This is a genomic window from Algoriphagus iocasae (assembly GCF_014206875.1).
Taxonomy (GTDB): Bacteria; Bacteroidota; Bacteroidia; order Cytophagales; family Cyclobacteriaceae; genus Algoriphagus; species Algoriphagus iocasae.
In genome coordinates this window covers 1,115,119-1,140,161 of the sequence record NZ_JACIJO010000001.1, presented here as the reverse complement: position 1 = coordinate 1,140,161, position 25,043 = coordinate 1,115,119, and the positions used below count along the sequence as shown (strand labels likewise).

Annotated in this window: 16 protein-coding genes; 7 read left to right on the top strand and 9 right to left on the bottom strand. The window is 42.9% G+C overall.

What is annotated here, in order from left to right; all coding sequences use genetic code 11:
• The first annotated feature begins 2 nt into the window (after window positions 1-2).
• The 5 genes from mobB (at window position 3) to FHS59_RS04895 (ending at window position 5,042) form a co-directional block, all read left to right on the top strand.
• Window positions 3-1,292: a conjugal transfer protein MobB gene (gene mobB, locus FHS59_RS04915; RefSeq protein WP_137404687.1), complete on the top strand. Its 1,290-nt coding sequence runs from the start codon at window positions 3-5 to the stop codon at window positions 1,290-1,292.
• A 100-nt stretch (window positions 1,293-1,392) separates the two neighbouring features.
• On the top strand, window positions 1,393-3,414 hold the full coding sequence (gene mobC, locus FHS59_RS04910; RefSeq protein WP_015267003.1) for a conjugal transfer protein MobC: 2,022 nt from the start codon (window positions 1,393-1,395) through the stop codon (window positions 3,412-3,414).
• Window positions 3,415-3,519: 105 nt separating this feature from the next.
• Window positions 3,520-4,350 carry an RteC domain-containing protein gene (locus FHS59_RS04905; RefSeq protein ID WP_184493601.1) on the top strand — a complete coding sequence of 277 codons (831 nt, stop codon included), beginning with the start codon at window positions 3,520-3,522 and terminating at the stop codon, window positions 4,348-4,350.
• Complete coding sequence (locus tag FHS59_RS04900) at window positions 4,340-4,528, top strand: hypothetical protein (protein WP_184493599.1); 189 nt, start codon at window positions 4,340-4,342, stop codon at window positions 4,526-4,528. The genes FHS59_RS04905 and FHS59_RS04900 overlap by 11 nt, the downstream gene beginning before the upstream one ends.
• 16 nt (window positions 4,529-4,544) lie before the next feature.
• A complete protein-coding gene (locus tag FHS59_RS04895) occupies window positions 4,545-5,042 on the top strand; it encodes a hypothetical protein (RefSeq protein WP_015267006.1) in 498 nt (165 codons plus the stop codon).
• Window positions 5,043-5,122: 80 nt separating this feature from the next.
• On the opposite strand, the gene FHS59_RS04890 is transcribed toward FHS59_RS04895, so the two are convergent.
• From FHS59_RS04890 to FHS59_RS04855, 8 genes are all read right to left on the bottom strand, one after another.
• Window positions 5,123-10,522: an N-6 DNA methylase gene (locus FHS59_RS04890; RefSeq protein WP_184493597.1), complete on the bottom strand. Its 5,400-nt coding sequence runs from the start codon at window positions 10,520-10,522 to the stop codon at window positions 5,123-5,125.
• Complete coding sequence (locus tag FHS59_RS04885) at window positions 10,509-10,946, bottom strand: DUF1896 domain-containing protein (RefSeq protein WP_137404685.1); 438 nt, start codon at window positions 10,944-10,946, stop codon at window positions 10,509-10,511. Before FHS59_RS04885 ends, FHS59_RS04890 begins: the two co-directional genes overlap by 14 nt.
• Window positions 10,947-11,166: 220 nt before the next feature.
• Window positions 11,167-12,096, bottom strand: coding sequence for a nucleotidyl transferase AbiEii/AbiGii toxin family protein (locus FHS59_RS04880; RefSeq protein WP_184493594.1), 930 nt, complete (start codon window positions 12,094-12,096; stop codon window positions 11,167-11,169).
• A gap of 3 nt (window positions 12,097-12,099) precedes the next feature.
• Window positions 12,100-12,888, bottom strand: coding sequence for a type IV toxin-antitoxin system AbiEi family antitoxin (locus tag FHS59_RS04875; protein WP_184493593.1), 789 nt, complete (start codon window positions 12,886-12,888; stop codon window positions 12,100-12,102).
• Between the two features lie 118 nt (window positions 12,889-13,006).
• On the bottom strand, window positions 13,007-15,088 hold the full coding sequence (locus FHS59_RS04870) for a type IA DNA topoisomerase (RefSeq protein WP_184493591.1): 2,082 nt from the start codon (window positions 15,086-15,088) through the stop codon (window positions 13,007-13,009).
• A 6-nt stretch (window positions 15,089-15,094) separates the two neighbouring features.
• On the bottom strand, window positions 15,095-16,558 hold the full coding sequence (locus tag FHS59_RS04865; RefSeq protein WP_184493589.1) for a DUF3945 domain-containing protein: 1,464 nt from the start codon (window positions 16,556-16,558) through the stop codon (window positions 15,095-15,097).
• An 84-nt stretch (window positions 16,559-16,642) separates the two neighbouring features.
• Window positions 16,643-16,951 carry a helix-turn-helix domain-containing protein gene (locus tag FHS59_RS04860; protein ID WP_015267013.1) on the bottom strand — a complete coding sequence of 103 codons (309 nt, stop codon included), beginning with the start codon at window positions 16,949-16,951 and terminating at the stop codon, window positions 16,643-16,645.
• Window positions 16,952-17,200: 249 nt separating this feature from the next.
• A complete protein-coding gene (locus FHS59_RS04855; RefSeq protein WP_015267014.1) occupies window positions 17,201-18,046 on the bottom strand; it encodes an RteC domain-containing protein in 846 nt (281 codons plus the stop codon).
• Between the two features lie 715 nt (window positions 18,047-18,761).
• On the opposite strand from FHS59_RS04855, the gene FHS59_RS04850 reads away from it, so the two are divergent.
• Both FHS59_RS04850 and FHS59_RS04845 read left to right on the top strand, forming a co-directional pair.
• Complete coding sequence (locus FHS59_RS04850) at window positions 18,762-19,886, top strand: PQQ-dependent sugar dehydrogenase (RefSeq protein WP_246388301.1); 1,125 nt, start codon at window positions 18,762-18,764, stop codon at window positions 19,884-19,886.
• A gap of 335 nt (window positions 19,887-20,221) precedes the next feature.
• Window positions 20,222-21,643 (top strand): alanine/glycine:cation symporter family protein, encoded by a 1,422-nt coding sequence (locus FHS59_RS04845; protein ID WP_184493585.1) that lies wholly within the window; start codon window positions 20,222-20,224, stop codon window positions 21,641-21,643.
• Window positions 21,644-21,851: 208 nt separating this feature from the next.
• Here FHS59_RS04845 and FHS59_RS04840 read toward each other — a convergent pair whose 3' ends face one another.
• Window positions 21,852-25,028: an efflux RND transporter permease subunit gene (locus tag FHS59_RS04840; RefSeq protein ID WP_184493583.1), complete on the bottom strand. Its 3,177-nt coding sequence runs from the start codon at window positions 25,026-25,028 to the stop codon at window positions 21,852-21,854.
• Window positions 25,029-25,043: the final 15 nt, after the last annotated feature.

The window sequence follows — 25,043 nt, the reverse complement described above, 5'->3', positions numbered from 1 at the left end:
AAATGATTGCGAAGATCGGTAGAAGCGCAAATTTATATGGGGCATTGGCGTACAATCAGCTTAAAGTGGAGCAGGAAAACGGTAAGATTTTGTTTGCCAATAAGATGATTGAAAACGCAAGCGGGCATTATTCCGTGCCACAATTAGCCCAATCTTTTGCTCCTTATCTGATTGCCAACCGCAATACCGAAAAACATACTCTGCATATTTCCCTTAATCCGGACCCGAAAGACAAGGTAAGCGACGAGAAGTTCCGGAAGATGGCGGAAGAATATATGCGGGGAATGGGTTACGGTGAACAGCCTTTTGTCGTATTCAAGCATACCGATATTGACCGAAGCCATATCCATATCGTATCGGTCTGCGTGGACGAGCAGGGCAAAAAGATTTCTGACAAGTTTGAGAAAGTGCGGTCGATGAAGGTATGCCGCGAATTGGAAAGCAAGTACGGTCTGATACCTGCAACCGATAAGGAACGACGGCTGAACGAAAAGATTTTCCGTCCGGTGGACTACCGAGCAGGTGATATAAAAAGTCAAATCGCTTCGGTTGTTCGCCACTTGCCCAGCTATTACCAGTTCCAGACTTTGGGAGAATACAATGCTTTGCTTTCCCTATTCAATATAACTACTGAAAAAGTGGAGGGCGAATTACAGGGAAAGCCCCAACAAGGTTTATTGTACATTCCCTTAAATGAAAAAGGTGAAAAATCCGGACATCCGTTCAAGGCTTCGCTTTTCGGGAAGAATGCTGGGATTCCGGCTTTGGAATTGCATTTTGCAAAATGTAAAACGGCATTAAAAAACGACCCAAGCAAGCAGACCTTAAAAGCAGCCGTTACCATTGCCCTGAAAAACACAAGCGATGAGCAGGCTTTTAAAAAGCAGTTAGCTGAACAGGGCATTAACGTAGTGGCACGGAGAAATGATACCGGGCGTATTTATGGAATGACGTTCATTGACCACAATTCCAAGACGGTCTGGAACGGCTCACGATTAGGAAAGGAATTTTCTGCCAACACCTTTAATGGTTACTGGAACCACAATATCAAACCGGATATAAAAGAGCCTGCCCTGGCACCATCCAAACTATCCACATCAAATGATGCTGTTCTTCCTGCCGAAGAACCGCACCACTTGTTCAACTTCTTGAATACTTCTGAAAAGCCTGAAAGTGGCCTAATCGAAGCATTGGGTGGATTGCTGCCAGAAGCGCAAGGCGAAGATTATGAGGAACAGGCTTTTGCTAATAGGATGAAGAAAAGAAAAAAACGCCGAAGAGGTCATCAATAGCATCTGGACAAACATTGCCACGCTCCGCCACTGACTGCCACATTCGTATCGCCGGTCTTCTTCTCCCTTAAATTTCCGTTTGGACATTTAATTACAAAAAATGCAGGGAGAAGACGATTTACGGGGGCTGGCCAAAATCATGGCTTTTATGCGTGCGGTAAGTATCCTTTTGGTGTTGATGCACCTTTATTGGTTTTGCTACGGTTTCTTTTCAGAGCGTGGTTGGATACTGGAAATCATCAACAAAATATTAGGAAATTTCAACCGGACGGCGGGCTTGTTTTCACATCCCCTTTATACTAAACTGTTTGCATTGGTTTTGCTGGCATTAAGCTGTCTGGGTACCAAAGGTGTCAAGAACGAGAAGATAACCTGGAGCAAGATCTTTGTTGCTTTGGGAATTGGGTTTGTATTGTTTTTCCTGAATACGCCACTCTTGAAGCTATCGCCAGTCGCTGGGACTTCCCTTTATATACTCACCCTTGCTGCCGGATACATTGCCCTATTGATGGCGGGTGTTTGGATGCACCGCCTGCTTAACAACAACCTTATGGATGATGTGTTCAACAGCGAAAACGAAAGTTTCATGCAGGAAACCAGATTGATGGAAAACGAGTATTCCATTAACCTGCCTACCAAATTCTGGTACAGCAAGAAACAGCACAACGGCTGGATCAATGTTGTCAATCCTTTTCGGGCTACGATAGTACTCGGAACCCCGGGATCAGGAAAATCGTATGCCATCGTAAACAACTACATCAAGCAGCAGATCGAGAAAGGTTTCTCCCTGTATATCTATGATTTTAAGTTTGACGACCTTTCCACCATTGCCTACAACCATTTATTGAAGCACAGCGATAAGTACAAGGTAAAACCGAAGTTTTACGTCATCAACTTTGACGACCCACGGAGAAGCCATCGTTGTAATCCGTTGAACCCCGACTTTATGACGGACATATCCGATGCTTACGAGGCAGCTTATACCATCATGCTAAACCTGAACCGTAGCTGGATACAAAAGCAGGGAGATTTCTTTGTGGAATCCCCAATTATATTGCTTGCAGCGATCATCTGGTTTCTCAAAATTTATGATAATGGAAAATACTGTACGTTTCCACACGCTATCGAGTTGTTGAATAAAAAATACGCAGACGTTTTCACGATCTTGACTTCCTATCCTGAACTGGAAAATTATCTATCGCCCTTTATGGATGCCTGGCAAGGTGGCGCACAAGATCAGTTACAAGGGCAGATTGCTTCGGCAAAAATCCCCTTGTCAAGGATGATCAGTCCGCAGTTGTATTGGGTAATGACCGGAGACGATTTTTCGCTGGACATCAATAATCCGGCAGCGCCAAAAATTCTATGTGTGGGAAACAATCCCGACCGGCAAAATATTTACTCGGCAGCGTTGGGCTTGTACAATTCAAGGATTGTCAAGCTTATCAACAAAAAAGGGCAATTGAAAAGCTCCGTGATCATAGATGAGCTGCCCACGATTTATTTCAGGGGGTTGGATAACTTAATCGCAACTGCCAGAAGTAATAAAGTGGCTGTATGTTTGGGATTTCAGGATTTTTCGCAACTAACCCGTGACTACGGCGATAAGGAAAGCAAAGTGATACAAAATACCGTTGGTAATGTATTCAGTGGTCAGGTGGTTGGTGAAACCGCCAAGAATCTTTCGGAACGCTTTGGCAAGGTATTGCAGAAACGCCAGAGCCTGACCATTAATCGAAACGACAAATCAACCTCCATATCCACTCAAATGGACAGCTTGATACCTGCTTCCAAAATCTCAACGCTTACGCAGGGGATGTTCGTGGGATCAGTATCGGATAATTACGATGAACGCATTGAGCAAAAGATTTTTCACGCTGAAATTGTCGTGGACAATGAAAAGGTTGCCGCCGAAACCAAAGCGTATCGGGAGATACCTCAGATTCTTTCTTTCGTTGATGAGCAGGGAGAGGATAAGATGAAAGAACAGATTGAAAACAATTACCGCCAGATAAAATCGGACATTTTGGGTATTGTCGGGAACGAGCTGGAGCGAATCAAAAATGATCCAAGCTTGCAGCATCTTGTTGTGAAAGAGAGCGAAAACAAAAATAACGGGTAGCTCTATAATAATACGCTGATGCTAAGGCAAGAAGGTATTAAAAGGTTCATATACCCGGAAAAACATATCTTTCAAGATAATTTTATCATCAAACATAATTACGTTATGGAGAAATTTTTCAATCAAAGGTTGCTGGAACTGGAATCAGGAATAAAAGAATTGGAGATCGAACCTGATTTTTCAATACAGCGCATCGAGGCTGGAATTGAGCTTATTGTTCGATGCCTGGCTACAGTTAAAGAGCATGTTTTAACAAAGGGGTTTAAGGACACCAACGAGGAAATTCAGTTTTTCAAACACAGGAAACCGATTATCGTCTCAAAGCTGATTTTCTATAACTCAATCTACAGGATAGAGACTAAGAAACCTTACGGTTGTAAAGCGACTAAAAAGTACCTGAATAGGGAATTGCGCAAACTCAAGCGGTATTTTGACGAGAATCTTGAGTTTTACAAGTATTATCGCACCAATAACACCTACCTGGATGAAATCCTCTTTGTCAGGGGAAAACACGATTACAAACTCTGTTTAGAACCGTACTATATCCAGTCAGATCACAACTTTTCCTCCTCCCACGACTATAAGGTTGCCGAAATTATAGCCAATGATATGATACAGGTATATATCGAAGACCAGCTTTATAATTCCCGTTACTTGGACAAGCGAATGGCGAAAAATCCCAACCTAAACTGGACGAGCAGCAAAACGGCCTTAATCGAACTCATCTATGCCATGCATGCTCAGGGTGTATTTGACCACGGAAACGCTGATATAAAAGTCATCACAAAAAAAATTGAAAAGATGTTCAATGTTGACCTAGGGGATTTTTACCATACCTACCTGGAACTGCGCGGCAGGAAAATCAACCGTACCAAATTCATCGACACCCTGCGGGAAAGCCTTGTTAAAAAGATGGATGAACAGGATGAGAAGTGATTGTTGGAAGGGCTACGATGGTCTCCGTACACAGGGGATTAATGCGTATATTTGGGGCATAGGGCCATTTAAAACAGAAACCGATGTGCAGGCAATTGACAACAGAAAACATGGCTTTGACAATTTCAATAATATCACTTATCATTTCTGGACTAACTTTTTGGTTGACGAGAATTAGGAAAGGCAGTTTAAAAATGACACGACCTTCAATCATCTGTTTTCTTGGACAAAATGGCAATGATGAACCAAAAATATTTATTCGGACATTACTTTATGCGACTGCTGACCAAGGGCAACACATTCAAAATATGTTTGTGAAAATTCACCGGGCTGAGACAATACAAAATTTTAATGTTTGGGCTTACGGTGACAATGGGATTGTCAGAGGTAGCGGACTTTTTGCAAGTAAGACAGGTATATCAGTTTATCATCATTTTTTACTGCCGAAAAATGAACAATGGAATTTCGTTTCTGGAGAATATAGACTTGAAGTATATGCTGAAACCCCTAACAATAAAACGGAGAAATTATTTGAACAAAAATTGTCCCTGACAACAGACCAGACTAAGGACATTGAACTAGGGAAGGCAGTTTACTTTGATTGGGCGCCAAATACTGGACAATATGTGTCATATTCCGATATTAGAACAAATGAAAAGTGGCGTGGCGAAGACAAGAAAAATACCCAATAACAACTGTGTAACTGTAACTGTGGGTAACTCCTGTTGCAAAATTAATTTCCCCAAAACGGGTGAAATTATAGCCCTCGGGATCAGTGAATTCCATTCCTCATCAAGTTTGAGTTAGCCATATCGACGGTTGCCAGAGGGCTTTGTTCTATAACCTCAGCCGTTTTTTGCTCTTCCTTGGGTTCAGGAGAAATGGATAGCTGTATTTTACGGTCAACAGCTGCCAACTCGGTTTTTAGCTCGCTTAATCTGCTTTCTTTTGCCCATGTACCGTTTACTACTTCTTTGAGAACTGGCAGATCTTTTTGAAGTTCCGCTATTTTCTTCTGTTCCTGCTCCATGTAACCGGGCAGTTTTTCCAAGGCATTCAAAAAGTTCATTGCGGCCAGCTTTTCGTCTTTGGCGATGATACCGTTGTTATAGGTGTATTTGATATTGCCTTCGCCCTGAACCAAGAAGCGGTTTACCCGTATATCCATCCCCTCTTTTTCAGATGTTTCGGTTTTGACCAGTAATTGAAAGCCATACAAGCTGCCTATTTCCTGATAATCACCTCCGGTGCGGGCTTTGTCAGCAATTTGGTTGAGCTTTGCACCAATTTGTTTTATATCCGCATTGGGTGATAATCCGTCCAGCAGAACGGGGTTTGCAACAGTACCGTCCGAACGCTTTTGTATCCGCTCCTGTAGATTATTCCAATCAAGACTCATCCGCTGCAAGCGGGATTCGGCGCTTTCAAGCATTGCCATAGTATCTTCCAGCTTGTACTTGGAACTGAATTTGGAGCGGTTGAAGGCTTGTTTTTCGCTTTCCAATCCGGCAATCTGCTTTTCTATCTTGGCTTTGTCCAGCAGGTCAGTATTGCCGGAAAGAATTGCTACATATTCGGAAAAGTTCATTCCCGATTTTTCATCCATACTGCCTTCGTCGATAGTACGTTTGCCGAGGTTGTTGGATTTTAGCTGGTCGATAAATAGCTGTTTATTGTACAAAAGGTTGAACTTATAACTGTCCAATGATTTTTCTACCGCATAAATGATAACATCCACTTTATTGTCGGCGAAGAATTTGGCAATCTCATTGCCTTTGCGGATAGCCCGACCATCCCGTTGGGCAAGGTCGCTCGGTCTCCACGGCGTGTCCAGATGATGCACGGCAACGGCTCTTTTCTGTGCGTTGACCCCGGTACCCAGCATGCTGGTAGAACCAAACAGCACCCGGATTTTACCTTCGTTCATTCCCTTAATGAGTTCCTTACGTTTCTTATCATTGTTGGCTTCCTGAATGAATCGAACTTCGTGTGCGGGTATGCCGTGATCTTCCACAAGCTTGCGTTTGATCTCGGAGTACACATTCCATTCACCGGGCTTATAGGTGCCCAGGTCGGAGAACACGAACTGTGTTCCTTTCTGTGTGTTGTACCTGTTGTAATATTTGGCAATGTTTACCGCACAATGCGAAGCCTTATTGTCGGGATGGTCTTCGTACCTGCCGCTTACCATACGCATATCCAGCGACATCTTACGGGCGTAATCGGTGGCGATGAGCATCTTTGCCTTTTCCTCCCTTTGCGATAACGGTTCCCTCCCAAGCAAAGTGGCATTACCGTTTTTGGCAAATTCCATCAGCTTTTGGATAAATACCTGCTGATCCGGTGTGGGTGGAATATTGTACAATACCTCGTTCTTTTCGGGACGGTCAATACCTATATCCTTTGCCGTTCGGTAATCCGTGATTTCAGAGTAGAATTGAGCCAGCTCCGGCACTTTGATAAAGTAGCGGAAACGCTCTTTCGCCACAATGTTATTGGCTACCGAAAACTCATAGTCCGTCGTTTTCCTTGCATATATGGCAGCCCAGGCATCAAAACAGTTAATGCCCTGTTTTTCCAGAGCACGTGGGCGGAGGTACTTAAACAACAGGTACAGTTCTGTCAGCGAATTACTGATAGTTGTCCCGGAAAGAAAGGTAGCTCCCATGTCACTATCCTTCCTGTCCTGAATGGTCCGGATGGCAAAGAGCAGGTTCATCGCCTTTTGACTCCCTGCCATATTGCCCAATCCGGCAACACGGTTATGCCGGGTATTGAACATCAGGTTTTTGAACTGGTGGCTTTCATCTATGAATAGATGATCGATGCCCATCATTTTGAAATCCACGACATCGTCTTTGCGGTTTTCGATATCGTATTGCAATGTCTTTAGCTTGACTTCAAGGTTTTCTTTCTGTTTGATTGCTCCGGCAAGCATCCCCCGAGTTACTTCATTCCCCTGGGCTTGGAGCGCATCGAGATTCCGCTCCACACTGTCCAGTTCGATTTCGAGGATCTCTTTTTGCATTTCGGGCGATTGGGGTATCATTCCGAACTGGTCGTGCGTAAGGATTATGCAGTCCCAATCGTTGTTTTTAATCTCCCCGAAAATCCGCAGGCGGTTCTTGGGCGTAAAATCCTGCTTGCCGGGATACAATATCTTGGCATGCGGATAGGCAGTTCGGTAGGCTTCGGCTATTTCGTGAACATTACTCTTCAGCCCGATAATCATCGGTTTGTGTGCCAATCCCAATCGCTTCATTTCTTGTGCAGCGGTACACATAACCAGTGTTTTTCCTGCACCTACTTCATGGTCACAAATGGCGCCGCCATTTAGCTTAATCATCCAGACGGTATCTTTCTGGCTGGAATACAGGTCTTGCATACCTAATCCCTTGCGGTCCAATCCCGGAAAGTCCTGATGGGTTCCGTCGTAATTTGGGCGGACAAAACAGTTAAAGGTGTCGTTGTATTGGTCTGTCAGCCGCTTTTTAAACTCATCGTTTTGCGCATGCAGCCAGTCGGAAAAAGCGGTTCGGATTTCGTCAATCTTGGTGTTCGCCATTTGGATGGCTTCCATATCCCGCACCTTGACCTCTTTATCATCGACCTTAATTTTCTTGGTAATATCGGGTGTAGTATTGACCAATGCATGCTTTAGCAGGGCTATCCCGTCAAAGGTTCGGCTTTCCGATTTGACGGCGTATTTGTCCCATATATGCACATTCTTCCGGTCGCATTTTAGCGAAAAGTCATCGGTGCTATCGGAATAATGGATCAGCACTTCCGTATCAAACAAATGCGAAGCAAAACGGGCGTAAATACCAGTGGGTATCCAGCGTTCACCGAGGTTAAAATCCAGCTCTTCAAACTCGATACGCCTTGGTCGGGCTTCTTCCAGAACGGTAAGACTTGCTTTCGCTTCCGTATCATCGGGATTGTTTTTGAGGTAGGCGTGTACCTCTCCAGCCTTTTCGACCACATTGCCAGCAATCCAGCGTTCGGATATTTCGTATTCCTTTTGGAGTGGGTTGTAAAAAATACGACCATGCAGGGCTTCTTTCAAGGCATCGTCGGTCATACCGCTGATTTCGGACATATAGCCCAGATCCACGCTTCCGTATTTGTTGAGCGAAGCCGCCAATGCCTCTTTAGGATTGTCGGTAGCTAATGTTGCGGTAGAGAAACTTACAGGACGATGGAATATATCCGCTTTATGCACCACCCCGCCAACAACACGCTCCAGATAAGGGATTTCCTTTCCGGAACTGTCTGTTTTGATGAGCTTGATATTTTCGGCACTATTAAGGTTGCCACACCTTTTGACAAAGACGTCGTAAAGGCGGTTAAGCTTTTCCCTTTCTTCTTGATGTTCACGCTGTTGTTCCGCTTCTTTGATATAGAGCTTTTGGTAAACATCACGCACTTCGATATAGGCTTCGGCTCTTGCCTTTTGTAAAGGCGGTAATTGTAACGGGTGGAAAATAGCCGAACCGTCTGCTGTATCTACATCCTGCAAATGACCCACCCATCCCTTATCCACTACAAGGCAATCGTTTCTGTGGAAGGGTTGCAATTCGCCACTATACGGGGCAGGTTCAGCAATAATGCTGGAATCGGCTTGCTTTTCAGTCTGACCATTCCCGTTTATTTGTGAAAACAGGTCACCGATAGCTTCCTGTTTTTTTCCGTTTATTTGTGCAGTTCCGTTAGGTTTTGGTGGTGTATGTGGTTGTTGCATCACTCCACCGAACAGGTTTGTCTGGCGACCTATTGCCGCCCTTCTTTTTTTAGAGGTTTGCCTTTTGGGTTGTAGCGTTCCTTTGGATGTAGCAGCAACTGTTACGGGTTCGTCTGTATTTTCAAACAGGTCGAAAATGCTTAGCTGTTTTAATTCTTTTGGACTTTCTTGATAGGCAGCAGGTACGGGTTTCGGTTCCTGCCTAATGATGACAGGATCGATAACCGGAGGATTAACCGTTGGAGTGAAAGGACTTTGTATAAAGGACTGATCGTTCCGTTCCTCTTTGTATAAATTCAAATTCAAGTGCTTTCCAAAATCTTCGGAAAGCATTTGTTTGAGGTCTTTAGCGATACCATTCGTACCGTCTTTATGCGTGTAGATTAATGCAGGCTGTCCGTAGGGATCAGTGTCTAATTTCCAGTCGGTATGTACAATTCTTGTGTTGTCCTGAAAAATGGCATTACCCGGGGTGCCATATTCTGTTTGCCTGCTTTGACAAAACCGTTCTTCAACTTCGCTCAGGTTTTGCTTTGCCGTGTTCTTTTGGAGGATAATCAGATCGCTGCCAACCTCTGTTCCGGCATAGTCGGTAAACAGGTTATTGGGCAATCGAGCGGCTAAAACCAGGTTATTATTCTCCATCAATGCCCGGCGGATTGGCTCGTTCTTCGGACTATTTAGAATCCCCTGTGAAGTGATATACGCTAATACACCACCCTCACGGAGCATATCCGTTCCTTTCAGGAAAAAGTAATTGTGGACGCTCCGGGCCGCCTGTACTTTTGCCGTGTCTTTACTCCTAGAATAGGAAAGGTCAAACACGGAAGTATCGCCGAACGGGATGTTGCTGGCAACCACATCATAAGTATTCTGTTCCCTTTCGGGTATTTCCTCAAAACCGCTGATGCGGATATTACTTTCGGGATATAGCTGCTTTAGAATCTTGCCGGTGAGCAGATCTTTTTCATAAGCGGTAATACTTGGGATTTGGCTTTCTGAAAAGGACTGGATGAATGAGCCAATTCCTGCGGAGGGTTCTAGAAATTTATCCATCTTCAGACCGCTGTCACGCAAGGTTGATGAAATTGCATCAATGACTTGTGGCGGGGTATAAAAAGCTGTCAGTACGGAGCGTTTCATACTATCCACATATCTGCGATATTGCTTATCGTCCTGGGAGTTTTCTTTGAGTAGCTGGTGGAGTTCCTGCGTAAGTGGAAAAAGATCGTGTTCGGTTTTTCTCCAATGATTGATGTCTGTTTCGTTTGCTATGGGGTTCAGCACGAATTTAAGACCGCCAAATCCGCTGTATTGCATCAAGAGCAGTCTTTCGCCTACGGTGGCTTGTCGTTTCTCCTTTTCCAGTTTAAAAGCAATCCGTAAAGCATCAATATTCTGTTGGAGATGTTGCCTTTTACTGAAGCCCATTTTCCTCTATCCAGATGGCTATGGTTCCGGTGAGTTCGGTATAGAGCAGGTCAAACTCATACCCGTATGCGAAATCATCGGTCAGTTCATATCGAGCGAAAACAGGTTCACAAATAGGGAGCATTTTCAGGGCGAACGGTCGCAACTCCTCATCTGCCATATTGGTGTCGAACTCATTGCAGACCACTTGGAAAACGGTATCGAATCTGGAAAAATGCAAGCCCTCAAAAAGAATGTAATTTGCTATTTCATCGCATTGTTCTATGGGATTTCCCGCCATAAAAGCGCCCTCATAGGCATTGGCAGCCCAGGAGGAACGCTGGTCTATAAATTTTGTGTCAAAAGCTTTTTCGGGAAAGCTGGTATTTAATAGTTCTTGTAGCTGTAGCCTGAAATAAGACAAGTCTTTTCGCTGCGTATCCATACTAATTTTCTTTAGAATTTTCTTGAAGTCTAAAATTAGAGCAGCAAATAGGGATTTTTATAGAAGTGGCAGGGCTTGGCGTTGAAGGGTAGGACTTGGCTTATCGTTGCTTTTTACAGGACAGTAATTAAAATCAAAAACCCTCCGGAATGTCGGAGGGCATTTATGGGATTGTCAAGAATTTGAATTATCCTGCCAACAATAGGATGCTTTAAAAATATCACGTTTTGTTATTGAAAAGTACCTCTTTCAGTTTCTCGGCTGCTTGCCTGTGTTTCTTTTCGTCCATTTTTGAGAGATTGAGCAGTTTCCACTGAACAGATGGCAAATGAGCGACTTCCTCCATATTGGGCAGACCCAATAACTCCCATTGCGGTTTTCGTTCTTTAAAAGACAACAAAAATGCCCTCTCATCTGGAGTCATTTCTTTATTGATAACGGTCACCAGTTGCTCCCTTGTCCGTTCCAGTACTTCTACGGAAATATCCACCTCTGCCATTTGTGCGAAATCTGATTCATATATTTCACGTATGTCTTTGCGGTGTGGCGCAAGCAGTTCAGCCATTGGTCGCTGGTGGCTGATCAGGAACACAAGAAATGTTTTTCGTAGATTTTCCGTAAACCCCTCATTTTCGAGCAGAAACTTTACATCAAACAAATCACGGGGATGTTGCCTGTCCAATGCCGCGGCAATCTTCCCCGCGTATAAATCGGGTAATGATGCTACCTGTATTTCGGCGTAACCAAATTCACGCTCTACGGTTTCACAAACTTCCATGCGAACCTCAGGGAATACCGATCCCCGGATAACCGGTGACAACTCCACTTTGACACGTATATCTTCCACTTGCAGAATAAGACGGAGTGCGTTCCCCTGTTCGTGCGTGTTCTGTATGCGAATGCCCGGAATGGTTTTCTTAATCAGTTCGCTCAATCTCGATAATGCTTCACGGATATTAGCGAGTGCTTCTTCACGTCCCTCTGAGGGCAGGTAGAGCAAATCAATATCAACTGATAGTCTGGGAAGTTCCCTGTAAAAAAGGTTGATGGCGGTTCCGCCCTTCAGGGCAAAACATTTCTCACTGTCCAAAAGTGGCAGGATGCGTACCAATAACTGGACCTGCCGGTAATAAATACTGTCTTTCTTCATCTGTTAGGTTTGAAAATCCTTGGGTACGGTTATTTTATATGTTTTATCAAGCTCTCCTTCCTTTGCAATTACCCGGTTGCCGGACCCAAGGGCTATATGTTCCGTATCCAGCTTTGAAAACCATGTATAATTATGCCTTGAAGCGAACCAAAGGAAAAGCCGTTTGACTTTGACATTTGTGCACGCCTCCAATAATCGTTGCAAGGTTCGGGGGGAAAGGGAGGTCATTCCTTGTATGAGCTGATCTGCATGTTCAAATGATATTTTTCTGGGAACGTCGTTGAGCATTTCCAAGCAGGCTCTTTCCGGGCATGATATTTTCAGGTCTTTGAAACTTTCTTTCCAAGAAACGGAACTGGTGTATTTCCCGGAAATATCTCTTTCCATACCGGAGAAAAGTTCATTCCGGGTATGGCGTATAAAAGCTATGTTTTCCGATAGTTCGTTCGTCCATAAGGGTAATTTATCATTACCGTATAGACGGATGGTTTCTTTTTGGGAAACGGGTATGTAATGCGAAAACCCTTTTAATTCAAGAGCCGACAGCCCACCTACCACATAATCCGTTTTCATAACGGTTTGCAAGGTATAGACCATACTTTGCCAGGAAAGCAGGATACTCCCCCTTGTATATAGCCCTTTCCACAGTAATTTCAACTGTTCGCTTTTTACCAGGTTGTCTATGGCATGTTTGTCCAAAGAAGCCTCTTCCATAAGCCAGTTACGGGTTACAATCATACTTTCGGGTATTATCTGTTCCAATAATCGTCGTCTTTCAGGATTGGATGCCATGTTTACATAATTTATTTTAGGCGGCGTTTATCGCCGTCAAAACAAAGATACGTAAATATTTTGTTTATATAAAATAAAAATAACGGCGTTTATCGCCGTTGAATAAGATTTATATAAACTATTTCTTTTTCCGCTTCTCAAATTCAAAGGAGCTTTCAGCTTTGTCGTTCAAGACGATATAGGCATCGAACGTCTTTCCCGCCTTGCTTTTCATTCCTTTGATAAGCGATGTTTTGCCGTTATCCACCAGGCTTTCAATATCAACAATGCCGATTTGCACGCCGCAAACAATGCGAAACTGGACCCAATTGCAAGCCTCGTCCGGACACTTCACGATTTTATCCCGGATGAGCAGTTTTTGTTTTTTGCATTTCGGACAGACAAGTTCGGGTGAATTATCCTTGGCAATGGAAGTTTGCAACAGTTCTCCGGTGATGGATTTGGTATAGGCCTCCATTTCCTTTTGGAATGCTATGGCATTCATTTCACTGGTTTCGATTTTCTGAAGTGCCAGTTCCCATTCGGCGGTCATGGCCACGTCTGCAATTTTCCGGTCTTTGACCAACTCATATACCTGCAATCCCTTTTCCGTAGGAATCAAAGATTTCTTTTCCCGCTGGATATAATTGCGGGTAAACAGGGTTTCGATTATTGCGGCTCTTGTAGCCGGAGTGCCAATACCGATATTCTGCAAAGCTTTCCGTTCTTCCTCGTTCTTGATATCCTTTCCCGCCGTTTCCATAGCCGACAAAAGCCCTGCTTCGGTGTATAATACGGGAGGCTTGGTTTTCTTTTCCAAAACTGCGGCTTGTTTGATTTTGAGTACATCACCTTCTTTTATGTCCGGTAGATCCTCTATAGGTTCTGCATCATCATCGGTGAAGTTACCTTTGATGGAACGCCAGCCGGGTTCGAGCACCTTGCAGCCCTTTGTCGTAAAATCGTAATGCAATGCCTGTAAAGTAATATGAGTGGCCTCCTTGGTGCAGGCACCGGAAATCGCTTCGAGTAGTCGAAAGGCAATCATATCATAAACCGCATTTTCCTTTGCATTCAGTGCCGATGGGATTGTGTCGGTAGTCAATAACCCGTGGTGGTCGGTCACGCGCAGGTCATTCACGATGCGTTTATTGAAACGTCCCCATTTCACTTTGGCAACGGCTTGTTTACAGGTGTCCCTATCCTGCAAAGCTCTTATGAGATTGGGAATCTCTGTCCACATATCTTCGGGTATGTACTTGCTTCCGGTACGTGGATAGGTGATAAACTTCTTCTCATAAAGACTTTGAGCAATTTTGAGGGTTTCTTCCGCAGATAGGTTCAGTTTTTTGTTTACTTCTTTTTGCAAGCCGGTCAGGTCAAACAACAAGGGCGGCTGTTCTGTAACGTTTTTGGTTTCTACGGATGTGACAGCAGCCGTATTCCCGTTTCTCTCTATGGATTTCAAGGTGTCCTCTGCCAGTTTTTGGTTATCCCACTTATTTTTGGAAAGGCTTTTAAACTCGATGAATTCCTTGGTATGCGACAACTGTATCTGCCAGTATTTCTGTACCGAAAAGTTTTTGTTTTCCAAGTAACGCCTACATATCAAAGCTAGTGTTGGCGTCTGTACCCGTCCAAGCGAATAAACACCATTGCCAGCCGCAATGGAGAGTGCCTGCGTGGCATTGATTCCTACCAGCCAGTCTGCACGACTTCTGCCTTGTGCCGCTTGGTATAGTCCGTCAAACTCCTTTCCGTCTTTGAGGTTGTCAAAACCCTGTTTAATGGCTTTTTCCGTAAGGGAACTGATCCAAAGTCGCTGAAAGGGCTTGATGCATTTCAGGTACTCGTAAATGTATCTGAATATGAGCTCGCCCTCACGTCCGGCATCGGTCGCTACGATAATGCCATCACTTCGGTTAAAAAGCTGTTCAATGATTTTCAGTTGCTTTATCGCTCCTGCGTCGGTGGTGTAGCCTTTGTCTTTTTTCACCTTGCGGACTGCCAGTAAAAACGGATGGGGCAATATCGGCAAAGCTGCTTTGTCAAATCCCGTTATGCCATAATCTTCGGGCATTCCCAACCCGACAAGGTGTCCGAATGCCCAGGTAACAAAATAGCCGTTGCCTGTCAGGTGACCTTCCTTCTTTTCGGTGGCTCCCAACAGGCTGGCTATTTCCCTTGCTACACTTGGTTTTTCTGCAATGACTGTTTTCATACTTTACTACATTTTTCTGCTTCTGGCCTTTGCAGGTGTTTTGGGTTTTTCCTGTTGTTGCTGCTGTTTTTTGTCTTTCGGGGTTTGTTGCGCTGTCTTCAAAGGCTCTTTGATATTCTTGGTAGCTTCGTTGGTTTTTCCCTCTGAGTTGACTGCTGTTTGGGTTTTGTGGGGTTCGGTAGGTTTTGCCTGCTCTTTGAGCTTATCAGGATTTCGGAAAGAAAATTCCGTTCTGCCTGTTTCCTGATTCAGCGTGATATATCCCTGATATTTTTGCCCCTTTTTATCCACCAGGCCATCTACGTACACCGTTTGACCGGCTTTGAACTTATTGTATTGCTCTTCGTCCAGTTCCTTGCCCCGGAATGTTCGTGGAGCTTCCTGCGGCTGGTTTTGCTGATTGTTTTGAACATTGCTCTGTGTTTGCCGATTGGAATTGTTCCTGTCAAAAAGAAACTCCACATAGCGTTTGTCCGCGTTGAACTGAACCATAGCCGCAAACTCGGTTCCTTTCCTGGAAATCATACCTTCCAGATAAAGCGGTTTACCTTCCATTAAGGCTTGTTTTTGCGCATCGCCCAGTTTTACCCCTTTGATCTCATCCGGGATTCTGATAAAATCCGTCCGTAATGCGACCAGTTCATTGGTCAGCCTGTCTACGCTGACAATGGACGGAAGTGTTTCGCCTGTTTTGGGATTGGTCAGGTTAACCACACGTCCCATATTTCCTGATTCGAGTAGATTTTTCTTGTCCTCATCGGTAAACTTATGGCCGAAAAACTCAAAGTTCAGGTTTGGCTCTTTACGGATGCCGTGAATGGCAACCACCACCTGTCCGTCATCATTGGGTTGCAGGGATAAGCGGGCGTCCATTCGGGTTACCGCAGTACCAAGGTTTAGGCTTACCGGTACAAGTTCGTTGGTCTTATAGCCTTTCAGTAAAGGTTCAAGGAGGTTCATTTTTTCAAGGCGCTCCTTACCTAATCCAAGATTGTTCATGGTTTCCCAATCAATCTGTTCCAGCTTGTAGCGGTATTCGCTGGTTTCCGGGGTTTTCTGTGTCGTTTCCATATCATTTTGATTTTCTTGTTTTTGTTTCTCTTTTATTTCCGGTTTGATCTCGTGCTGTTTTAGTAGGTGTTCGCCTTCAGGAGTTGGACTGCTTACCTGCTTTTGCATTTTATCCGCCGTATCAATGGCAATAGGTGAGGGAACTTTGAAAAAAGAGAAGTTGGTGGGGTTCTTCAACTGGCTGAAAAAGTTGGAGAAGAAGTTGGAAAAGAAATCGCCATGTCTGTCCACCCGCATAAACTGGTTCTGGTTTTTCCTTGTAGGATCAACCGTTTCCATTTTCCCATTTTTGTCAATGCTTTTTACAGCCTGGATTTTCTTTTTCTCCTTATCCAGTACCAGCAATATGTCCGAGAGTTGTTCCGGTACTTGTGGTTTATCTAACGTTTGCTCACTCATCGCTTGAAAATTTTAAAGTTCAGTGCCGAAAGTAAAAGACGTACTCATCGTTTTGCTTCAATTGGCATCCACTGGCAGTGTTTGTCACTTGTTGGCGTTCGTTTTGGGGACCGGAGCCCTGAAACTCTCACGGATGAAGCGATGGACGTCGGAGAGCTTGTAATACAATTTTCCACTTATGGTGTAATAGGGCAACTTGCCGATGGAGCGGTAGCGTTGCAGGGAACGGTTACTTATTTTTAGCATCTGGAGCAGATCCTGATTGTCGAGCAACTCCTCACCATCTATGCAGTTGCGTTTTTTCTGCACATCCTCTAAATGGTCGCTAAGTATGTCAAAGCGCCCCATAATGCGTTCCATCCATGCCGTAAATTCCATTTTATCAATATTCATAAGGACTCCGTTTTTGTTTCATTACAAAATTCAGGAGTGTGGAAGGGTTTGTCTGCCAAGGCTAGCCAATTGGTTTAGCTGTTTTTTTAAAATTTTAGCAGTAATGAGAATTAGCTGAAAAACAATGGGTTAATTCTTGTAGAGTATATCGTTGGAGAACGGAACAGAGATTTTACCAATTGGCGGATATGGGCAAAAAGAAAGCAGCACATAAAATGCACTGCCTTGAACTTGACCTTTTGGATGCTGTCAAAGATCTTTATCCATGTATTCTTCGAGAGATAATTTCAACTGATCCAGAAATGCGGTTCTCGAACCAGCCCGGGTTTTCATCCGGTGAAAAGCGTGATGCAGGTCTCCGAGAGGAATACGGAAAAGTATCTGGAACATCAGGCTTATTTTTCGGATGCCGATCTTACCATGTGAAATAACACCGGAAGCGTGAAGTGCATAAACCAATTCAATGAGCGCGTTTTTGCTGTCTGTCCAGAAAACGTCATTGGAACTTTCCGGCTTCTGCAATATGGTGTCCGGGTTTTCTTCAGGATTGATTTTGGTCAGCAGGTAGGAATAAAGCAATTCATTGGCAATGATCCTTGCGATCTTGTAATCAAAAAAAGTTGAGAATAACGGATCTATCTCGAACACTATACTGTTAAGTCCATCGTGGTAATTGATATTTCCACGCTTAAAATAGGTGTCGTCACGATCCGTTCGTCCTGAGCGGTAATAACGGTAAAAATCGGTATTACAGACATGTGCCATGTATTCCCGTTTTAGGTTGGCCAACTGCGTTGAAAAATATCCATAATACATTTTCCCGTTGTCCACGGGGCAGGCTGTTTCAATGCGGTAAACCTTGTTGTAGTAGATTAGTTTACCGAGTATCTGCGGTTTTATCGTTCGGAAGAAGTTGATTTCTTCAGCATCGTTGCAGAAGCCATTCTCGATAATGTGTCCTTTAGCCGAGAATAGTAGGTCTTGGAGATACAGTGTCATTTCGTAGGCCTCATCAATCAATGTTTTGCCTTGCGATGAAATCTTGTCTTCCTTTTGGTGTATCTCCAAAATGATGTTTTGTAGAGCGTGTTTCATATCCGCCAATTTTATGGGGCTACAGGCTTTTTAGAGACAAGTATTCCCAAATGAAGTACAAACTTTATGATTTTGAGCACAATATTTCCCCAAGTTCTACCCAAGTTGGGAGATTTTTTTTTGCTGCAACCTCATAATTGGAGCTTTACATCTCTTGTTGAAAGGAAGCGTAAATTTAGCCTGTCAAAATAAAAATGATAAGAAACAGCGGTGTCTCCTTGCTTCTCGATATTTTCTTCATACTTTTGCACCGGTTAGTTCGAACCAAGACGAATCTTTCTCTTTCTGATTGTATACGAAGAAAAATAAATTCAATATATGTGGTTGATTTTTAATTACTTACGCATCGTTTTTCGAGGCTAATAATTTTAAATCTTCCAAAAAATGGTTCGAAAATTGTCCCGGGAGGACGACTTAAGCCAGCAGATATTTTTGCTGGCTTTTTTTATGCCCTTTCATTTTTATTCTGAGTCAAAATCATTTTTCGATTTATCATTATTTCTGGATGAAAAATGGCTGTGCTTTATCCTAAAAATTCATTTTCATCACCTTTCATTCCTGACCAAAGAGCAATTTTCATGAATTGGAATGCCATTCATTTTCCTTTATCTTGAATGACACATTTATAAAAGAGAAAAATCTCTTTCCCTTTAAACCAAAGCACTCAATGAGGTATTTATTCAATTTGTTACTCATATTTTGTCTTACTTTTAATATGAGCTGTGCCCAGGAAAATTCAAATCCTGCACCGGCTTCCAATGGAAATTTAGAAATAATAGAAGCATTCCCTTCATTAAGTTTTGAAAGACCGGTGGATTTTCAGCATGCCGGTGATGATTCCAAAAGACTATTTGTGGTAGAGCAAAGAGGAGTCATTTCAGTCTTTCAGAATGACTCAAAAACTGCAGAAAAATCTGAGTTTCTAGAAATAGAAGCAAAAGTGGATGATTCAGGTAACGAAGAAGGACTTCTAGGACTTGCTTTTCATCCTGATTTTAAAAATAACGGTTACTTCTATGTGAATTATACTGCCAGCAGCCCTAACCGGACAGTAATTTCTAGATTTAAAGTTTCGTCATCTAATCCAAATCAGGCTGATCCAAGCAGTGAATTGATTCTTTTGGAGTTTGAGCAACCCTATTCCAATCATAATGGAGGGCAAATTGCCTTTGGTCCAGATGGCAATTTGTACATCGCTGTGGGAGATGGAGGAAATGGTGGTGATCCGAAAGGGAATGGTCAAAATAGAAATACTTTGCTAGGAACGATCCTTCGAATTGACGTGAATAAGCCTAATGGTTCTAAAAGCTATTCCATTCCATCGGATAATCCTTTTGCTAATTCCTCTAGTGGTTTTCAAAAGGAAATATATGCTTATGGTTTAAGGAACCCTTGGCGCCTTAGTTTTGATTCAGAAACCGGAGAACTTTGGGTTGGAGATGTAGGTCAAAATAAATACGAGGAAATTGATATCATCAAAAATGGAGGAAATTACGGTTGGAATACAATGGAAGGATTTCATTGTTATAATTCCTCCAATTGTAATCAAGAAGGACTAGAGCTACCGGTTTGGGAATATGACCGATCTCGAGGTGACATCTCTATTACCGGAGGATATGTTTATAGAGGATCCGCAATCCAGCAATTGAAAGGACTTTATATTTATGCAGATTACGTTTCTGGAAGGGTATGGAGTTTGGATGCCTCCTCTTCTACCAGCCCAGTCAACACAGAACTTTTCGATATGGACTTTGCTATTTCATCTTTTGGTGTGGATGAAAACCAGGAGTTATATCTCTGTGGTTTTGATGGTAAAATCTATAAGTTCAATTTAAATTGAATTAGAATTAGGCGTGCTTGATTGGGGTCATAAATAGCTAGAGAAAGATGAGTAGTTAACATTTGGCCAAACCCAAATTTCTAACTCTTTAAGAATTTATTTTTCTGAAACTCTATTGATTTTCAAAAGGGCTGCTAAAACATTTATCAATTTGAAAATTGATGTAAAAAGTATGCTTTTTCCCATAATACCTAATTTTCAAAGGCAATCGATCATGAATTAAGCCCATTTAAAATGATTCTTCTGCTATAATCCCAGAATTTTCACTTTCTTCGGGTTTATAATAAACCCAAGCTTAAGAAAACAAGATAGATTTAGAAGTTTACAGATAAAAAATGAAAGAAATAGTAGAAGCAATCAATGCTGTCGTCTGGAGTAATGCCTTAATTTTCCTTTGCCTTGCAGCGGGAATTTATTTTTCATTCGTCACCAAATTTCTCCAAGTCACCTATATCAAAGAAATGGTCCAACTCCTTTTTAAGGGAGAATCATCCAAAGAAGGGGTTTCCTCCTTTCAGGCTTTTGCAATTGCAATTTCAGGAAGAGTTGGAACAGGAAATATCGCTGGTGTTGCCACTGCCATTGCTATGGGAGGTCCAGGTGCAATTTTCTGGATGTGGGTAATCGCTTTCTTAGGCGCAGCATCCGCATTTGTAGAATCCACTTTAGGCCAGATTTATAAGGAAGTAAACAATGGTGAATACCGTGGTGGACCTGCTTATTACATCGAAAAAGGCCTTGGAATCAAGTGGTACGCCATGCTTTTTGCATTCGCAACCATTCTTGCCACCGCCCTATTTATGCCAGGTGTTCAGAGTAATAGCATCGCCCTCAGCGTAGAAAATGCCTTTGAAATTCCTGTGATGTACACTGGAATCATTATTACAGTTTTCCTTGCCTTGATTATTTTGGGTGGAGTCAAAAGAATCAGTAAAGTAGCAGAGGTTGTTATCCCTTTCATGGCTGCTGCATATATCTTAATGGCGGTGGTGATCATCGCTATGAACATCGCTGAAGTACCATCCATTTTTGCATTGATTATCAAATCAGCCATGAACTTAGAAGCTGCATTCAGTGGAGTATTTGGTATGGCGATCGCCTGGGGAGTGAAAAGAGGAATCTATTCCAATGAAGCCGGACAAGGTACAGCTCCTCATGCAGCATCTGCAGCTGAAGTTTCCCACCCGGTTAAACAAGGATTGGTACAAGCATTTTCTGTTTATGTAGATACTATTTTCGTCTGTACCGCTACTGCTCTAATGATCCTTTTTACTGGTCAATACAATGTATTAAATCCTGATGGGGGCTTTATTGTAGAAAACTTACCTGGAGTTTCATTCGGACCAGAATACACCCAATATGCAGTGGGAACACATTTCCCTGCATTAGGAAAAGGATTTGTGGCTATATCCTTGTTGTTTTTTGCCTTTACTACGATCATGGCATATTACTACATTGCTGAAACAAACCTGAGTTATTTGATTCGAAAATCAAAAAACACTTGGGCAATTTGGGTACTCAGAGTGGCGATTTTAGGTGCTACATTTTATGGATCAATTAAAACCGCTGAACTCGCATGGACCATGGGTGATATCGGAGTGGGAATGATGGCATGGCTTAACGTGATTGCTATTCTTTTACTGAGAAAACCTGCCATGAAAGCATTTAAAGATTATAAAAAGCAGAAGAAAGAAGGCAAAGATCCAGTCTTTATTGCCAAAGATGCAGGAATCGAAAATGCAGATTTCTGGAAATAAATCATTCTTGAATTACTAAAAGAAGGCCGGCAATAGAATTGTCGGCCTTTTATGTTGAATCTCCATATCAAGAAGAATTTTTTATCATTTTCTCTTCTGTGAAACAATTAAATCCCTCTTAAAACTTTCACCAAAGAACAAAAAGAAACCTCCCGACAAGCTTTCACTTATCAGGAGGTTTCTTTTTAACTAGTACTAAAGAAGAGATTTAATGACCGTGGTCTCCTTCTTCAGGTTTATAATTAGCTTCTAATTCTGCCAATTCTTTTTTGCCGTATGCAATCTTGGTGATAGTGGTATAAAGAACCGGAACGAAGAAAATTGCCAAGAAAGTAGCAGCAAGCATCCCTCCAATCACTGTCCATCCGATAGTTTGTCTAGCCACTGCCCCAGCTCCATTTGATAAGGCCAAAGGCACAACTCCAAGAATAAATGCAAGCGAAGTCATAATGATTGGTCGAAGTCTCAACTTCACTGCTTCCAGCGTCGCATCCAATAAAGGCATTCCCCTATCCACACGTTCTTTCGCAAATTCCACTATCAAAATGGCATTCTTCGCTGCCAAACCGATCAAAGTCACCAAACCGATCTGCGCATATACGTTGTTGTCCAGCTTAGGTAAGAAGTGAAGAGCGACAATCGCTCCAAAAGCTCCCAACGGAAGGGCCAGCAAAACCGAGAATGGAACAGACCAACTTTCATAAAGAGCTGCCAAAAGCAAGGAAACCAAAACAATAGCCAACACGAAAATCAAAATGGTGCTATTACCGGAAGCTAATTCTTCCCTACTCAAGGCTGAGAAATCATAGCCATAACCACTAGGTAATACTTGGGCTGCCACTTCCTGAAGTGCTTCCAAAGCCTGACCACTACTGTAACCTGGAGCGGCATTTCCGTTGATTTCTGCAGATCTGAAAAGGTTATAGTGGGAAATCACAGATGCATTTTCCACCACCTCATAATCCACCAAAGCCGAAAGTGGAACAGATTCTCTGCTGGAATTCAACACGTAATATTGTTTCAAGTCTTCAATTCCGGAACGATAAGAAGTGTCAGCCTGAGAAACTACGCGGAAATTTCGGCCGTATCTGGTGAAGTCATTCACATAATTACTGCCCATATAGTTGGACATCGTGCTAAAGATATCGGTCATCTGCACTCCGAGCTTCTTCGCTTTTTCGCGGTTTACAGTAATGTGATACCCAGGAGTTCTGGCATTGAAGAAACTATAAGCCATAGCGATCTCCGGTCTTTGATTGACTGCTGCCAAAAACTGACCCATCACTTGCTCAAATTCTTTAATATCTCCTCCACCAGCACGCTGCTCTAGCATAAAACTGAAACCACCAGTTCTACCTAATCCCGGAATTGCAGGAGGCGGAACCACCACAATATTTCCATCTTTTATGGCTGTAAACTTCTGGTTCAATTGTGCGATAATTCCAAAGAGTTGTTTGGAAGGCTCTTTTCTATCCTCCCATGGATCCATCTGCACGAAGAAAGTTGCTGAGTTGGATTTAAAGGAGAAGTTGATCACGTTCAATCCACCGATACCAGTGACGTGATTGACTCCATCCGTATTTTGGATCAAGTCATTCATCTGCATCATCACTTCCCGAGTTCGACTGGTAGAAGCACTTTCTGGAAGCTCTAATGTTATGTACAATCGACCTTCATCCTCTGTTGGTAAGAAACCTGTAGGTTTGGATTGGAACAGGCCAAAAGTACCGGCGAAAATACAGATCAATAAAATCAGCACTAAAGGAGCTCTTCGGATCGACTTCTTCACCCCTGAGGTGTAAGAATTAGTGGTTCTTTCAAACCAAAGGTTGAACTTATAGAAGAACTTATTCAAGCCTTTGCCATGCTCATTTACCTCAGAGGGCTTCAATAGTAGCGTACAAAGTGCTGGAGTCAAACTCAATGCGACAAAAGCTGAAATCAATACAGAAATCGCGATGGTAATCGCAAACTGCTGGTACATTCTACCAACGATCCCAGGAATAAATCCAACTGGAATAAATACCGCAGAAAGAATCAATGCGATAGCAATAACCGGAGCAGTGATATCTTTCATTGCCAATTTGGTCGCTTCTTTCGCAGAAATCTTTTTGGAATCGATGTAATGCTGAACAGCCTCCACTACCACAATCGCATCATCCACCACAATACCGATTGCCAAAACAAATCCAAATAGCGTCAGCGTATTGATCGTAAAGCCAAGTAATGGGAAAAAGATGAACGTACCAATAATCGAAACCGGAATTGCCAGCACTGGTACCAAAGTCGCTCTCCAACTTTGAAGGAACAAGAATACCACGATAACCACCAATAACAGCGCTTCCATAAAAGTGTGAAGAACCTCATTGATCGAAACATCCACCACAGATACGGACTCGAATGAGATGGTATATTCCATGTCATTTGGGAAACTGGCTTTCAACTCATCCAAAGCAGCATATACACCTTCAGCAGTCTCCAATGCATTACTTCCTGGAGCTTGATACACCAAAAGAATTGCAGAATCTTTCCCATCCAAAATAGAAAAACGGCTATAATCAAACTGACCTAATTCCACTCTGGCAACATCTCTCAAATAGACCAAGGAACCGTCAGCAGGATTTGAACGAAGAACAATATCTTCGAACTCTTCAGCCCGCTCTAATCGACCGTTGACTGTAATCGGATATTCAAAAGCCTGACTATTAAACTGAGGCATTCCACCCACAGTACCAGCTGCTACCTGAAGGTTTTGCTCCTGAATCGCAGCAGTCACTTCTTTGGATGAAATATTATACTGAGCGAGTTTATCTGGCTTTAGCCAAATTCGCATACTAAAATCCTGACCAATCGGAGTAATATCCCCTACTCCATTGACTCTCAATAGTGCATCTTTGATGTAAATGTTGGCATAATTGGAAAGGAATTTCGGATCATGCGTTCCTTTGGGCGAAGTAATACTCACCACCATCATGATACTTGGATTTCTCTTTCTCACCACAACGCCAAGCCTTCTAACCGCTTCTGGAAGTTGTGGCTCTGCGATACTCACCCTGTTTTGAACATCAAGTGTGGCGATGTCGATATCCGTCCCAACTTCAAAAGTCACGTTGGCATTCATCTGACCTGTACTGGTATTGGTAGATGAAATGTAAGCCATCCCCGGTGTACCATTTACTTGAGTTTCAATCGGCGTTGCTACCGTTTCCTCCACAGTTTTCGCATCAGCACCCGTATAGTTTGCTGCGATAGCTACAACTGGAGGAGTAATGTCGGGATATTGCGTCACGGGGAGATTGAGAATTGCCAATGTCCCCACCAGCACTATCACAATGGATATTACCATTGCTGTTACCGGTCGTTTTATAAATACGTCTGATATCATTTTTATTGATTCAAT

What these genes read in the sequence shown, in the direction of transcription:
- mobB (WP_137404687.1), top strand. Translation starts at nt 3, where the DNA reads ATGATTGCGAAGATCGGTAGAAGCGCAAATTTATATGGGGCATTGGCG.
- mobC (WP_015267003.1), top strand. Translation starts at nt 1,393, where the DNA reads ATGCAGGGAGAAGACGATTTACGGGGGCTGGCCAAAATCATGGCTTTT.
- FHS59_RS04905 (WP_184493601.1), top strand. Translation starts at nt 3,520, where the DNA reads ATGGAGAAATTTTTCAATCAAAGGTTGCTGGAACTGGAATCAGGAATA.
- FHS59_RS04900 (WP_184493599.1), top strand. Translation starts at nt 4,340, where the DNA reads ATGAGAAGTGATTGTTGGAAGGGCTACGATGGTCTCCGTACACAGGGG.
- FHS59_RS04895 (WP_015267006.1), top strand. Translation starts at nt 4,545, where the DNA reads ATGACACGACCTTCAATCATCTGTTTTCTTGGACAAAATGGCAATGAT.
- FHS59_RS04890 (WP_184493597.1), bottom strand. Translation starts at nt 10,522, where the DNA reads ATGGGCTTCAGTAAAAGGCAACATCTCCAACAGAATATTGATGCTTTA.
- FHS59_RS04885 (WP_137404685.1), bottom strand. Translation starts at nt 10,946, where the DNA reads ATGGATACGCAGCGAAAAGACTTGTCTTATTTCAGGCTACAGCTACAA.
- FHS59_RS04880 (WP_184493594.1), bottom strand. Translation starts at nt 12,096, where the DNA reads ATGAAGAAAGACAGTATTTATTACCGGCAGGTCCAGTTATTGGTACGC.
- FHS59_RS04875 (WP_184493593.1), bottom strand. Translation starts at nt 12,888, where the DNA reads ATGGCATCCAATCCTGAAAGACGACGATTATTGGAACAGATAATACCC.
- FHS59_RS04870 (WP_184493591.1), bottom strand. Translation starts at nt 15,088, where the DNA reads ATGAAAACAGTCATTGCAGAAAAACCAAGTGTAGCAAGGGAAATAGCC.
- FHS59_RS04865 (WP_184493589.1), bottom strand. Translation starts at nt 16,558, where the DNA reads ATGAGTGAGCAAACGTTAGATAAACCACAAGTACCGGAACAACTCTCG.
- FHS59_RS04860 (WP_015267013.1), bottom strand. Translation starts at nt 16,951, where the DNA reads ATGAATATTGATAAAATGGAATTTACGGCATGGATGGAACGCATTATG.
- FHS59_RS04855 (WP_015267014.1), bottom strand. Translation starts at nt 18,046, where the DNA reads ATGAAACACGCTCTACAAAACATCATTTTGGAGATACACCAAAAGGAA.
- FHS59_RS04850 (WP_246388301.1), top strand. Translation starts at nt 18,762, where the DNA reads ATGAGCTGTGCCCAGGAAAATTCAAATCCTGCACCGGCTTCCAATGGA.
- FHS59_RS04845 (WP_184493585.1), top strand. Translation starts at nt 20,222, where the DNA reads ATGAAAGAAATAGTAGAAGCAATCAATGCTGTCGTCTGGAGTAATGCC.
- FHS59_RS04840 (WP_184493583.1), bottom strand. Translation starts at nt 25,028, where the DNA reads ATGATATCAGACGTATTTATAAAACGACCGGTAACAGCAATGGTAATA.